Genomic DNA, 13314 nt, shown 5'->3' with positions numbered 1-13314 from the left:
GAGAAAACGGCCTTCAATTGAGAGGCCGTCAACATTTCATCTATTTATCTATTTAGCTTGCAGCCTTTGGAATCGCACCCATGCCCTCGAGAATGATCCTCGCGTCTGTGTTCAAATACGATTCGATATCGCTCCGCAAAAACAGCAGCGAGTGATCCTTGATGACTACCTTCAAACCTCGCAAGTCAAATTTGGATGCATAGTTGTTCACAGCATTAATGACTGCCATGTCCTTCCTGGTTAGCGGCTGTTGGCCGGCTTCCATGCGTTTTGTCAAAAATTCAAGCAACTCTCTGGCATTCGACTTTAAATGGCTGCGGTTCTCATTAAGGATTTCAATGTTCTCTTCCATATACAATCTCGCAGCAGCAAAATCCAATTCCTCGACACGATTGTTGATCCTGGCAATCAAATCCAAAACGTGCATCACTTTCTCCTCCTGATGTTAAAAACTCTGCTTATCTTCTATATCGGACGGCAACTCCGCCACTCCATCATTTATGTGAAAATTAGTCATTAAGACACAGCATAGATAATGGCAGTAGGCAGAACAGGCTATTAAAAGAATTTCATTCCTGTAAATAAGAAACAGCTGGCCCATGCCAGCCGCCCCCTTTGTTTATCTGTGAATCTTTCCATTTTCGTCAACATAGATCGATTCAACGATCGTCCGTTCGAATGGTTTCCCTTTACTGTCAACTCCGGTGACTTCTGTTGTCAGGTTGTAAACGCCAGGCTGGTCAAAATCCCCATCGGCGATTTTGCCTGCTTTAACACCTTTACCTGCTTCTTTGAGTTTCTTTTCATTGTCATGGTCAAATTTGATCCAGTTTGTTTTATAAGAAGCTTTCATCTTCTGGCTTTGGTCTTTTTTCAATTCAATACTAAGCGGGCTATTGATACCAACTACCATCAAGTAGGCAGCGCCCGGCCCGTTTACCTTCCACATCCCAGCCTTTGGCCGATCGACTTCAAACAGGTGGACCCATGCTCCTTTGAAGAAATCACTGCTGTCCTGCTCGATTTTCATCACGCTGTATTCTTTGCCATCAGGACCTTTCAGCTTGAGTGATGGCAGCTTTTTTTCACTCAGAAAAGCCATCTGGAAACGCTCTGCCCCTTCCTCAATGATGAAGCGGTCATTGATGGCTTTTTCCGATTTCCCGCCTCGGACAATCTGGGTTGTATCAGGCTCCGCCACTGCTTCTTCTGGTGAAAATGTACCGGCAGCGGCTGGCTGTGCTGACATTGTATATGGTTTGAATACTGAAAATGTATATGAGCCTTCCCGGACTGTTGTATGGTTCCAGGCTCCTTCCCGGACGATGGTTCCGCCTGGCAAGCGGGAGCTGGAGACTGTCACAACACCATCATTCGAGCCATAACTGCTTAAATAAAGCCCACCCCAGTACAATGCACTGCCAAAAGAGCCCCATTTATAGCCGCCCAGTGTGTAATAACGGTTCTTGGCTGCATTCGCGTGATTATCGGTAATGCTGTGGAAATAACTCATATTTCCAGTCTGCAGTGACCGTGTAGCATCATTATTGCTTCCAAGCAATGCCGCAAGCCACCAGGCAGAACTGCTGTGAGCCAGGTCTGACAGCTGGGTGCCATGATGCGGCGCGGAGAGGGTGATGACATTTGAAACATACTGGTGGGCGCCATAGTGGACGAGCGCAGTCTGTGTGTCAACCCCGCCTTTACTGTGGCCGACCACGACCAGCTTCTTATTGCCGAAATGCTCATAAATTTGCTTTAGCTTTCCGGCCAGCATCGCTCCATTTTCCCACATGTCCTTTTCGGGGTATAAATCGATAAATGCTGTCTGATAGCCATTGGCCAGTGCAGTCTCATACATATCATTGCCGTCCCACCACACGGAGGCCGAACTGTTATATCCATGAATGAAGACGATCGGCGATTTAGCCGGATCAATCCAGGAAGGATCTGCCCCCAGATACCATGTGCCTGGAACCCCGGAGGAACCCCCGCCCAGATCACCTGCTTTAGCGGCAACAGGAACCATCAACAATAAAACCATTAATAATGACATAATCCTTTTGCTCCTTCTCAAACTTTACCCCTCCTCCTTTTTACACACATCATTTAAAAATATTAAAAAGCATGTTGGATTAGAAGGGTACTTTGCTTCATTTTGATTGGGAAGATAGTATTATCTCACTTCTTGAACAAGAAGAACCCGCCAACCCGGCAGGCTCTCAGACTATTATTCTCCTACAACTTTTGCGTCCTTCAGCAACTCATCTGTCAGCGTGATTCCTTCTTCTTCAGCTGCCTTTTTATTAACGACCAGCTCAAGCTTTTCAGGGTAACCAACCGGGATGTCAGCCGGCTTTTTGCCTTCAAGGATCTCCACTGCCATTTTTCCAGTGGTATAGCCAAGGTCATGATAATCCAGCCCATAGGATGCGAATGCTCCCCGTTTCACTGAATCACCTTCCCCCGCGAACATAGGAATATCTTTATCATTCGCAACAGTGATTACCGACTCAAGCGCCGCAACGACGGTATTATCCTTTGGAATATACAGGACATCTACACGTCCAACCATCGACTCGGCTGCCTGCTTCACTTCAGAACTTGTCGAAATCGTCGATTCAACGGCTTCCAGTCCTTCAGCCTCCAAAGCTTCCTTAGCGTTTTTAACATTCACCACCGAATTGGGTTCACCATTGTTGTAAATAATTCCGACCTTCTTCGCTCCCGGGACGAACTTTTTGATGGCAGCAATGGTATTCTTGATGGCATCAGGATGTGTGTCAGAGGTTCCAGTCGCATTTCCGCCCGGCTTCTCCATTGACTGGACGAGTTCAGCGCCGACAGGATCCGTGATCGCAGTGAACAGAATCGGGATTTCCTTCGTCGCCTGGACTGCTGCCTGGGCACTCGGTGTCGCAATCGCTAAAATCAGGTCACTTTTATCTGAAACAAACTTTTGGGCAATCGACGCATTGTTATTCATGTCACCCTGGGCATTCTGGTAATCGATCTCCAGGTTCTTGCCTTCTTCATAACCGGCATCCTTAAGGGCAGCGATAAATCCTTCCCTCGCAGCATCAAGAGAAGGGTGCTCCACAATCTGGGTAATCCCGATTTTCACCGTCTTTTCCTTCTTCTCTCCGCTCGCCTGGTTACCACCCCCGCCGCACGCGGCAAGCATCAGCATCGCACCACTCAATAAAACAGCCAAACTCTTTTTCATCCTTCATCCTCCCCAAATTCATAAAAATAGTTATGTATCTTCTTGGTGAATGAAAAAGCTGCCAATCCTCCTTAGGAATGTTTTTCTTATTATTTTTAATATTCTGATATTAACACGTGCTAAAATGTCAGACAATAGTAAATTTAAACTTTATTATTATATAAGCAATAATTTTCGGAAGCAATACAAATTCACTTAACTAAAAGGACCCTCATTGATGAGAGTCCTCCTAATATAAAAAGTTATTAATGATCAAGACTGCATATAAATCCAGCCCTGTCGCTGTTTGCGAATCACTTCTGCTGCTCCTGATGGCACTTGGATTGCTCCCTCGACCATATCTTCCATAACATAGCCGTTTTTCGCCATTGAGTTTGCGCAGGCTGCAAATACCACGCCTCGTTCTTGAAGTTTCCGGATACGCTCTTGAAGCTCTGGAGAACTTTTTTCCTTGCTAAGCATATGGATGCCTGCTCCGAAAGCTACCACTTCAATCTCCATTTTGTCCTCACCGATTTCAGAAAGTGAATTTTCAATATTGTTCAAAACTCCAGCCCAAGTGCTTTCATTTGTTCCAGCAGGATCAGAGACCTGCCAGACAACCTGATAATGTCCCTGCGGCGTCGTACTTGGCCGTCCCGTTTCTCCGTCTGTTTTGGCTGCAGCCCAGGAAAGGCCTGTAGTTAAAAGCAATGCTGTCATTACAATAAAGACTATCTTCTCTCGCATGTTGATCTCTCCTATCTAGTAATGGGTATGAATCTTAGTTTTGAATTGTACCGACTCTTTCAGGCACTCCATTCAGTGGCTGGATTTCCCTATTTCCAAAGGCTGGTTCAGGCAGCTTATGAAGTAGCTTAACTCGCCCCAATTCAGGATCCGCCTGATTTTTAGATAAGTATCTTGCCACTACTTCGGTCGCGTCCAGCGGATTGCCGTCAGGACCATTTACTGTCTGAGCATTATCATTGATCTTAAGTCCAGTTCCAATGTCATCCGGCCGGCCTGGATACCAATACCCGGCAACAGTGTACTGTTTGTCCATATCAAGAGGCTGCCAGATTCTTTTCTTTTGATCAAATATCTCAATATTACTTGCTTTACCGAAGGCAGGAGCATATGGATCAAGTTCATAACGAACACCGCTGTATGCCTGGACCCATCCTCCTGTCCATTTGAATGGATCCGGATTTAGTGAGCCGTTCAGGCTCCTCTCTATCTGGTCGTGAAGCTGGCTCCCTGTTATCGTTCCCTTCGCAATGAAAGGGGCCACCGGGATAAAGTGATAAATATCCTCCAGACGGATATCGCCAGTTGCAACGTGGGTCCCATAACGAAAACCCCGGATTGTGCCAATGTCGGCTCCAGCTTCTTTCCGGAACACATCTGCCAGGAAGTTATGAGAAGAACCCTCCACTACACCCGGCATTTCATGATCAGAAAAATTCCCTCGATAGAGAGGTTTTTTTGCCTCACCAATAACTGTATCAATAGGTTTATACAAAATTGTCTTATTTATTGGATTTTTCGTGTGAGTGAAACCCTTTGCCTTTCACAAACATGGCTCGTTCCTTTTCGACTAGTTTTGAAGTGCCTTCATCCTCTTTTATGCTTTCGTCGATTTTATGTAATTCATAGCGCCAGCCTGTAATGCCCTCTTCTCCTACCTGGAGATCAAGCTGCCCGACAGCTATTCCATCATGGCTCACCTCGGAAACAAGGGTGCCTGACTTTGTCTCAATCAGCCTAGGAGTCTCTTCATGCATATCCGCTGACAGAAGAACGTCTACCCCAGGATAGCGGTTTGCCAGCTGAAGATTCTTGGCCAGACCGAGCTCAGAAATCATGATGATTAAGTCTACCTTTTCTTTTTCACGCAATTCATGAATCATTTCAGGCAATTCTTCACCTTCCCCAGTAAACCGGAAACCTTTTGTCGTGCTTGTTCCAACAGTTGGTCCGCGTTCACTTGTAAAACCTACAATTCCCACACTAAGACCAGCCCGCTTGATTACCCGGTAAGGCGGAAGGACCCGCTCACCAGCCTTGTCGGCGTATGGCTCGCCCTCGTAATATAGATTTGCCGCGACAGCTCCCCAGCGCCCATTCTCGAAAAGATCAAGATAGCGTTCGGTTCCATAAAGAAAATCCCAGTTTCCAGAAGCATACCCATCAATCCGCCATTTATCTAAAATATCTGTCATTGCCTTGCCCTCAGTATAAAGTGCCTCTGCTCCGCCATGGAGTGTGTCCCCTATGTTAAACAACAGGTTTTGGGAAGATTCTTTTCTAATTTCCTTGATTACCGTTGCAATTCGGGCAAGCCCGCCCACAGTCCCTTCAAAGTTTTCGGTATTAAGGTTTTTCCTGGGTATAAGATGCCCATGAAGGTCTCCAAGCTGCATAAGTGTCACCGATTTGTCAGCGCTTTCATCCCAGCCCGACTGTTGAATATGCTCTTCCCCCTCCAAAGGATTTGCATGTCTATTCTCTTTTAATTCGGTCAGGTTTGCATAAGCTGTATACCCAGTGGTTAAAAAAGCGACTGTTATAATACTTGCAGCCACTTTACGATAAATGGAAGTCTTCAACTTTGTATTTCCCCCTCAAAAATTTAAATATATCAAGCAATCTTCAAGTCGCCATCTCAATTCCCCTTTCAACTTGCTTGTCAGTTCAGGATACTATCAGCGGTATTTAATAAAGTCAACGACGATTCTTAATATTCAGTCTTTTTACCTAATAATTCAGTTATCATTAATTTTATAAAAAAGGCTTTATTTATCAATGTTTTGGTGGTCATTACATTCCTGAAAATAGTTATATTTATCCAGAATAGTTATTAACATGAATATCAGTTTGTAATTGTAAGTTATTCCTGCGAAAAACTTGCTGACTTTACTCCAAAACTAAACGGCCTGCCTGCTATTATCTGGCAGCAAATGAAAATCGGGGCTTTACTGATACAAACGTACATTTTACATTTTTAAAAACCAATTAGTTTGTTTGTCCATTCAAAAAAAAGAAACGAAAATATAATGCTAAGGAATCTAGTAAAAAGGAGTGAATGAAATGTATAGAGAGTACAAGAAGTATCCAATGCCACAGTGGGATTATCCCGAAAAAGACCGCAAAAAATCCAAAAAGAAAGACAAATGCGACAAGAAAGAGGATAAAAAGTGGTATAAGCAGGAGCAGGAACCAGAGCAGATCGCGATTGGCTACATCACTAATGGGGCCATTGCCATCGATGACAGTAATGCATCAGATAACCCAACCAATAGTGCCGTTGCACAGGATTACAGTAATGCTTCTGGCAATCCAGATGACAGTGCTGTTGCACAGGGCCAAAGCAATTCATTGGATGACGGAACGAATAGTTCTGTTTCCCAGGATAAGAGCAGCTCTGCAAACGACACTGATAACAGTGCCCTGGCTCAGGATGACAGCAACGCTTCTGACGATCCATTCGACAGCGCTGTTGCACTGGATGACAGCAAGGCCAAAGAGATTTTTTAAAATGGTTCATTACTAGTAAAAAAAAGGAGTGAATTTAGATGTACAAAGATGAAAAAAACAAGTCCCAAAGCTGCAAGCAATTTGCTATTGGCTACATTGAAAATGGAGCCGTTGCATTAAAAGGCAGCAGCGCATCCGACAACCCCGATACAAGTGCCGTTGCTCAAAGGTTCAGTAATGCTTCAGATAACCCGGTAAGCAGTTCTGTTGCTCAAGGAAAGAGCAATGCAGCTGAAAATCCTGTTGATTCTTCAGTTGCACAGGGTAAGAGCAATTCTGCGGATAATACTCTCGATAGTGCTCTTGCTCAAGACGACAGCAATGCATCCGACAATCCTTTCGACAGCTCTGTCGCCCTCGACGACAGCAAGTCCACGGAAGTTTTTTAAAATAAGAAATAACAATCGATCCCCCACAGCCCATGTGCAGTGGGGATCGATTGTGTCATTTCCAGCCGCTGAGAAGTATTAGAAAAAGAGGTGAATTTTATGGATAAATGGACTAAGGAACAAATGAAGAAAGAAATCCTGGAGGAGCTGTCTGGTGAATTAACGAAGAAAATCAGGAAAGAATTCAAAAAGATGATGGCTGAATATCTGGAGCCAAGACTGAAGAAGGAAATCAACAAGAACCTTTCGACTCTCATAGAAACGCATTCAGGTCGGGATTTTAACAGCAAGCTGCAGAACATCTTACAGAACTATCCTCTTCAGCTCAATCTCCATCTTAATTTAAGCCAGCATCAAAACCCTGAACAAATCTCCATCGGCCATGTAGACCATTCTGCGGTTGCTGTAAAACACAGTAACGCAGTCGATGACCCGGTTAATAGCGCTGTTGCTCAGGATCACAGTAACGCTGCAGATGACCCTACTAACAGCAGCATTGCACAGGGCGGGAGCAGTTCAGCAAATGCTCCTACGGATAGTGCACTCGCGCAAAATGACAGCAGTGCCATTGATAATGCGACTGACAGCTCTCTTTCCGAGGAAAACAGCAACTCATCTGATGATCCGGTTGATAGTCAAATTTCTCAGGACCATAGTAAATCTTCCGAAAAAGATGCTGATGCTCCAACTTGTTGAGATTATAGAGTCATTATCACTCTGCGGCATTTTGTTTTTCTTCCATCCCGCTCCATTCATATTCAAGAGCATCCATTGGGTGCTTTTTTGTTTGTAATCTGGATTTCTTAAGATACATATCTTTTTCAAAAAAACATACATCTCTTGAATGGCAAAATTCGTATATATGCGTTGTTTTAAAACATCCTTTGACCGATTTATACGTTTTTCCGAATTAAAGTTATGGTGCCCGTCATGTGTACGTTCAATGAGTCATAAAAGCGAAATAAATCTTCTAAATCAAAACAAAAGCTTACTTTAAATTTTCAAATATTCGGTATGTGTGTATATTTTTAAGTATTTATTAACTTCCCAATAAGGAGTATGATAGTAATTAAAATAATATTTTCGTATAGAAGGGCATCTTGCGAAAAGGACATCATAAGGAAAGAGGTAATTATATGAATGCAGCATACTCTACATCTACAAGCATGTCTAAAACAAAGACTCTTGTGATTAATGCTCTTTTTATCGCGTTGACCGTGGTAGCAACCATGTTTATCAACATCAAGCTTCCAATCATGGGAAATGGCGGTTTGATCCACCTTGGTAACGTTCCTCTATTCATCGCCGCGTTTGTTTTCGGCAGAAAAACAGGAGCAATTGCAGGAGCTTTCGGAATGGGATTGTTCGACTTGATCTCCGGCTGGGCTGTATGGGCTCCATTCACATTCATCATCGTTGGTTTGATGGGTTATCTGGCAGGCTTGATGGCTGAAAAAATGCCAGGCAAAAAGGTAGTTGTTTATTCGCTCGCAGTGATCGTCGCGATGCTGATCAAGATTGTTGGTTACTATTTTGCAGAAGTCGTCCTTTACGGCAACTGGATCCAGCCATTCGGCTCCATCCCGGGCAACATCATGCAGGTGGTACTCGCAGGATTGATTGTGATTCCTCTTGCAGGACGAATCAAGAAGTTGTTCTAATCAGTAAGATCAGAGTAATAAAGAAATCCCCTATGATTTCATAGGGGATTTCTATTATGTATAAGGTCATGGTATGATGCTGATTTTGTCGATACCACTTTAAAAATTTGTAGATATTTCTCGGGAAATTGTTGAATTTTGAAAGTGGATCAAACATTTTCGACTTTATTTGCCATAGCGTATCGTCTGGCGATATACAGACAGACACCAGTCCCAATGCTTTTTGTACATTGCTTTATATCGGCTGGCAATATGCGCTTGTGTTTAATAGCATTCTCTTATACTTATAAATACCGCTAATTTATTTCTTGAACAACGAAAATAGCCAGCTCCATTTTCTGTTCCGGATTTCCTCTTCTAAACGTTTGTTAAAATCAATTTGAGAATTCCACTCATTCTTTTGTTCCTCGCGCATTTTCTGCAGCTCTTTTTGCAGGAGTTCACTTCGCTCCCTTTCCTGTTCCAACAAGTCTTCGTATTGGGCATTTTGCTGTTCCAGGATCCTCTCGATTTTCGCATTGGTTCTTTGGGCTGAATTCCCAATACTCGAACTGATCACATGATGATCCTGCTGAAGCTGTGAGACATTCGTTTTCAGCTGGGCCATATCGTTTTTCAGCTGCACATTCATTTCACGCGCCGCTGCCAATTCATTGACAACAAAAAGTAAAACCTCTTTTAACTGATTCGGGTCCTGAGGCAGATTTTCGTATGTATCGTTAAGAGCGATTTCTGTACCGCCCGCTCCTTCCAGCTTCTCTCTTTGCTGTGCCACAAGGTCCTTGGCTGTTTCATCCAGCGGCTTGTCCGTATCGCGTAACGCTACAAGTGCTTGGATATCGGATTGCACGAAGATCCGGCGGTCACCATCTTTCAAAAACTCGTAACCATTTCTCTCCAAAATCTGGCCATACTTTCGGACAGTAGGCGTCGCAATCCCAATCTCCTCTGCCACTTCCTTCGTTGAGAATGCCTGTTCATTCGCTTGTATATCGTGTCGCATATCGCACATGCACCTCCTATTTACCAATATGCTAGGTTTTAACCGTAATTGCAATAGTCATATCGTCTATATTTATATTCTATCAGAAATACCGCTGTCTGCCATATCGGTTAGTAAGTAATTTTCACCCTATCCATGGCGAATAATGTCGAAAGCCCGGCTCAACAGAAGTTGAAGCCGGGCTTTTAAGCGATATACAACTGGTCACACCCTGATACACTCAATTCTTTCCTATCAATTCGTCTATAGTTTGTGTTACATCCTCCAATATTCTTTCCCATTGATCTTGTAAGGTTTTGCTTAATCCGATATGAAACCTGATTTCATCAGGCTCCACGCCCAAGAGGTATCCCCTGATGGATTCTTTTTGCCCATATAATAGATTAAACAGGTGGAAATCATGCGGGGAAAAAGCCAACTCGCAGTGTTCATGCAAATCAGCAAGCTCATAAACCGTAAGACTGCCTGGTGTCTTCCCTGAAACGGCAGCATCAATAATAATCACTATTGGAGCGCCCATTATTTGCTCCAGGCAATAATCAATATCCGATTCACCAATCAAAAACAAAACATCCGGGTCACAATTCGTCCTGGATAGCTCCTCTACCAAGTAAATACCGATCCCATCATCCATCATCAGCATATTCCCAATGCCTAAAACGATGACCTTCTCCATTAGAACACCTTTATTGTTTTCACTTGTTTTCCCGGAGTGTATACATGAGTCGCACAGGACATGCATGGATCGAAAGAACGCAGGATTCTTCCGATTTCGGCAGGCTTATCCGGATTCTGGATGGGTGTCCCGATCAGCGCTTGTTCAGCGGTCCCTCTGTAGCCATTATCATCCCTTGTTGAAAAATCCCATGTTGAAGGAGTGATGATTTGATAGAATGAGATCTTCTTATCTTTTATCTTAAGCCAGTGTCCCAGGGCTCCTCTTGTTGTATCGACCAATCCCCTTCCAGAAGCTGATTCTGGAAGTTCATATTTTTTCTGCACATCCACTCCCGGGATGATCTGCTGGAGCAATAACTTCATGATCTCAGCGATTTTTTTCGTTTCAAGCGCCCTGGCAATGGTCCGGTCCATAGCGGAGATGTCATTATCATAATTCCCGCTTAGTATCAGTCTTGCCAGCGGCCCCACCTCAAATGGAAGCCCGTTATATCTTGGCGCTTTTACCCAGGAATACGCATTCTTCTTATCCATATCAGGTTCCGGGACGACTTCACCAGGTGAATACGTTTGTTCTGTTGATGTAAAGTAAGAGTAATCAATTTTCTCCAGGATCTTACTTTCGTCAAAAGCCTGCATACCTTCCCCAGTCAATACAAGTGGATCAACATATAAAGTCCCGAGCTCTTTATAGCTATTAAAAGAGCCATATGACAGCAAATTCCCGTATCCGCTGCCCAACTGGTAGTATTCTTGATAATATCGGGCGATATCATATACATCCGGAATCATTTTTTCATCAATGAACGCAGATATCTTCTGTAAAATCGAATCCAGGTGGACCACCTTTTCTGCGGTTGCCTGGGTCGTGATCCCGCCAATGAAAACCCCATGGTTATGTGGGGCTTTTCCTCCGAGGACCGCGAGCATCTGGTGGCCAAGCCTGCTGATTGTGAGAGACTCAAAGTAATGCTTGGATATCCGGTCATTGATTTCAGTTGGCAGCCGGAAGTCATCATGATCGGCTTGGAACAGCGAATTTTGTTCTATTTTCACAAAATCGGGGACTGTATATTGATAAAAGTGGCGTATATGATTTTGCAGAAATTCACAGCAATGAATGATATCCCTTAAGTACTTCCCCTGTTCCATCGGCTCAATCTTCAGGGCATCCTCCAACGCCAAAGAAGAAGCCATCGAATGTGCAGCCGAGCAAATCCCGCAGATCCGCTGGGTAAAATAAACGGAATCAAATGGACTTCTCCCGATCAGCATTTGCTCAAACCCTCTGAATAAATTGCCTTTTGTTTTTGCCTCGACCACCTGATTGTTTTCTACCGTTACATCAATTTCCATAAAGCCGCTGATCCGTGTTAGTGGGTTAATGACAATTCGCTTACTCATCCTTCACCACCCTTGTCGTGTCATAGCTGATAAACGGGGCCATCGCATCCGGAAAACCAAATTGCGCACAGCCGATGCATGGGGTATCGTCCCTTATCGGCCAGTTCACATGTCCGTTCCATTGCCTGGTCGGGCAATCAATCCTTGTCACCGGCCCGCGGCATCCAAGCTTGAAAAGACATGTTTTATCTCCCAATTTCTCTGCAAATATCCCCCTGTCAAAAAACGGCCTCCTCGGGCAGCGATCATGGATGAGGGTGCTGTAAAACATCAGCGGGCGGCCAAGATTATCCGTTTCTGGTTCTCCATAAAGGAGCATATGGGCAAGTGTTCCCAAAAACCAGTCTGGATGGACAGGGCACCCTGGCAGTTTAATCATCTTCTTTTCTGGAAGAACAGTTTGCAGGCCCATTGACTCAGATGGATTCGGCCTGGCAGCAGAAACACCGCCATGTGTCGCGCATGCACCAACAGCGAGGATGCTCTCCGCTTTGTCTCCAAGCATCCGGGCAGCCTCAAGACCCGTAAGCGGCTTTCCTTGCCGGCTGCCGATAATATTGTAAAGACCGTTATTTTTTAGAGCGACTGCTCCCTCAACAGCCAATATGAAATCATCATTCATTACCTCCATCAGTTTTGCAATTGCCTGTTCTCCTTCAGCTGCCATAAGGCTGTTGCTGTACCGCAAATCGACCATTGAATTTAACGCATATTCGAAATCAGGATTTTGCCCATTCAATAACGAAATAATATTCCCTGAGCATCCGTTCAATTCCAGGTATACTAAGTTTCTTTTCTTGATCAAACCCCGATCAAGTTGTTTGATAGCTGTATTTGTAAGTCTCTCAGCAATCGCCTCATTCGTTAACGGTTCTGGCGGTAAAATAAACTGGCTCATTGCATTAACCTCCCCACCACTGGCAGCATCGCAAGGATGGATTGCTGTCCGGCATGACAGGAGGCAAATTCCCGGGAATATTCCCTTCCCGAAACCAGACCGAAATGGGTCGCTGCCGCCCAGGCACGATTGTTCGTCACATCATAGACGATGCCATTCACTGCAACATAAGCAGGCATTCCGTTTTTGCCATCGAATGCTGCTAACTCTTGTATCGTAAAAGATCGTTGATTGTTTGTTGTGTTATTTGGATTTGGCAGGGGAGTGATGGGCGGTATTTGCGGCTGGTTTGTAGTAGCAGGCTGCGGAATCGAATTCTGTATTGGCCCAGAGTTTTTACTTGCCTGATTAGCAAGGAGTTCACTTAAAAAATGAATAGAAGACAGCGAGTCCCATATGCGCTGCAGAATTTGCTGGTTTTTATAGTAATCACTCGTTCTCGAAAGTGAATACAAGTCTTGCCGTGCCTGGGTGATAAGGTGATTCAGCTGTAATCTGATTAACTGGATGTTGTTCATAACTTCCTCTCCTTAAGG

At 44.3% G+C, this 13314-nt stretch carries 15 protein-coding genes; 4 read left to right on the top strand and 11 right to left on the bottom strand.

Annotated elements, in window-relative coordinates; genetic code table 11:
* Positions 1-52: 52 nt before the first annotated feature.
* The 6 genes from QNH36_RS01600 to QNH36_RS01575 form a co-directional block, all read right to left on the bottom strand.
* Positions 53-427, bottom strand: coding sequence for a hypothetical protein (locus tag QNH36_RS01600; protein ID WP_144481325.1), 375 nt, complete (start codon positions 425-427; stop codon positions 53-55).
* A gap of 192 nt (positions 428-619) precedes the next feature.
* On the bottom strand, positions 620-2056 hold the full coding sequence (locus tag QNH36_RS01595; protein ID WP_283904510.1) for an esterase/lipase family protein: 1437 nt from the start codon (positions 2054-2056) through the stop codon (positions 620-622).
* A 174-nt stretch (positions 2057-2230) separates the two neighbouring features.
* The gene (locus QNH36_RS01590; protein WP_144481314.1) at positions 2231-3226 is read right to left on the bottom strand and encodes an ABC transporter substrate-binding protein; all 996 of its coding nucleotides are present in this window, start codon (positions 3224-3226) and stop codon (positions 2231-2233) included.
* A gap of 252 nt (positions 3227-3478) precedes the next feature.
* Positions 3479-3955, bottom strand: coding sequence for a DsrE family protein (locus QNH36_RS01585; protein ID WP_144481313.1), 477 nt, complete (start codon positions 3953-3955; stop codon positions 3479-3481).
* A 34-nt stretch (positions 3956-3989) separates the two neighbouring features.
* Positions 3990-4730, bottom strand: coding sequence for a 5'-nucleotidase (locus tag QNH36_RS01580; protein ID WP_283904509.1), 741 nt, complete (start codon positions 4728-4730; stop codon positions 3990-3992).
* Positions 4731-4737: 7 nt separating this feature from the next.
* Positions 4738-5817: a bifunctional metallophosphatase/5'-nucleotidase gene (locus QNH36_RS01575; RefSeq protein WP_283904508.1), complete on the bottom strand. Its 1080-nt coding sequence runs from the start codon at positions 5815-5817 to the stop codon at positions 4738-4740.
* A 481-nt stretch (positions 5818-6298) separates the two neighbouring features.
* Here QNH36_RS01575 and QNH36_RS01570 point away from each other — a divergent pair, with 481 nt between their 5' ends.
* The 4 genes from QNH36_RS01570 (at position 6299) to QNH36_RS01555 (ending at position 8795) form a co-directional block, all read left to right on the top strand.
* Entirely contained in the window at positions 6299-6745 is a 447-nt protein-coding gene (locus tag QNH36_RS01570; protein ID WP_251544855.1) for a hypothetical protein, read from the top strand.
* A gap of 38 nt (positions 6746-6783) precedes the next feature.
* Positions 6784-7134 carry a hypothetical protein gene (locus QNH36_RS01565; protein WP_144481311.1) on the top strand — a complete coding sequence of 117 codons (351 nt, stop codon included), beginning with the start codon at positions 6784-6786 and terminating at the stop codon, positions 7132-7134.
* Between the two features lie 99 nt (positions 7135-7233).
* Positions 7234-7830: a hypothetical protein gene (locus tag QNH36_RS01560; RefSeq protein ID WP_283904507.1), complete on the top strand. Its 597-nt coding sequence runs from the start codon at positions 7234-7236 to the stop codon at positions 7828-7830.
* A 440-nt stretch (positions 7831-8270) separates the two neighbouring features.
* Positions 8271-8795: an ECF transporter S component gene (locus tag QNH36_RS01555; protein WP_144481309.1), complete on the top strand. Its 525-nt coding sequence runs from the start codon at positions 8271-8273 to the stop codon at positions 8793-8795.
* A 301-nt stretch (positions 8796-9096) separates the two neighbouring features.
* Here QNH36_RS01555 and QNH36_RS01550 read toward each other — a convergent pair whose 3' ends face one another.
* The 5 genes from QNH36_RS01550 to QNH36_RS01530 form a co-directional block, all read right to left on the bottom strand.
* Positions 9097-9798, bottom strand: coding sequence for an SH3 domain-containing protein (locus QNH36_RS01550; RefSeq protein WP_251544857.1), 702 nt, complete (start codon positions 9796-9798; stop codon positions 9097-9099).
* A 220-nt stretch (positions 9799-10018) separates the two neighbouring features.
* The gene (locus QNH36_RS01545; RefSeq protein WP_144481307.1) at positions 10019-10474 is read right to left on the bottom strand and encodes a hydrogenase maturation protease; all 456 of its coding nucleotides are present in this window, start codon (positions 10472-10474) and stop codon (positions 10019-10021) included.
* Positions 10474-11880: a nickel-dependent hydrogenase large subunit gene (locus tag QNH36_RS01540; protein WP_283904506.1), complete on the bottom strand. Its 1407-nt coding sequence runs from the start codon at positions 11878-11880 to the stop codon at positions 10474-10476. Before QNH36_RS01540 ends, QNH36_RS01545 begins: the two co-directional genes overlap by 1 nt.
* Complete coding sequence (locus QNH36_RS01535; RefSeq protein WP_283904505.1) at positions 11873-12778, bottom strand: hydrogenase small subunit; 906 nt, start codon at positions 12776-12778, stop codon at positions 11873-11875. The genes QNH36_RS01540 and QNH36_RS01535 overlap by 8 nt, the downstream gene beginning before the upstream one ends.
* The gene (locus tag QNH36_RS01530) at positions 12775-13296 is read right to left on the bottom strand and encodes a cytochrome b5 domain-containing protein (protein WP_144481304.1); all 522 of its coding nucleotides are present in this window, start codon (positions 13294-13296) and stop codon (positions 12775-12777) included. The genes QNH36_RS01535 and QNH36_RS01530 overlap by 4 nt, the downstream gene beginning before the upstream one ends.
* Between the last annotated feature and the right edge of the window lie 18 nt (positions 13297-13314).

Origin of the sequence: Mesobacillus sp. AQ2 (genome assembly GCF_030122805.1) — a bacterium.
Lineage (GTDB): Bacteria > Bacillota > Bacilli > Bacillales > Cytobacillaceae > Mesobacillus > Mesobacillus oceanisediminis_A.
The sequence above is the reverse complement of the archived record's forward strand: the minus strand, read 5'-3'. Positions and strand labels throughout refer to the sequence as shown.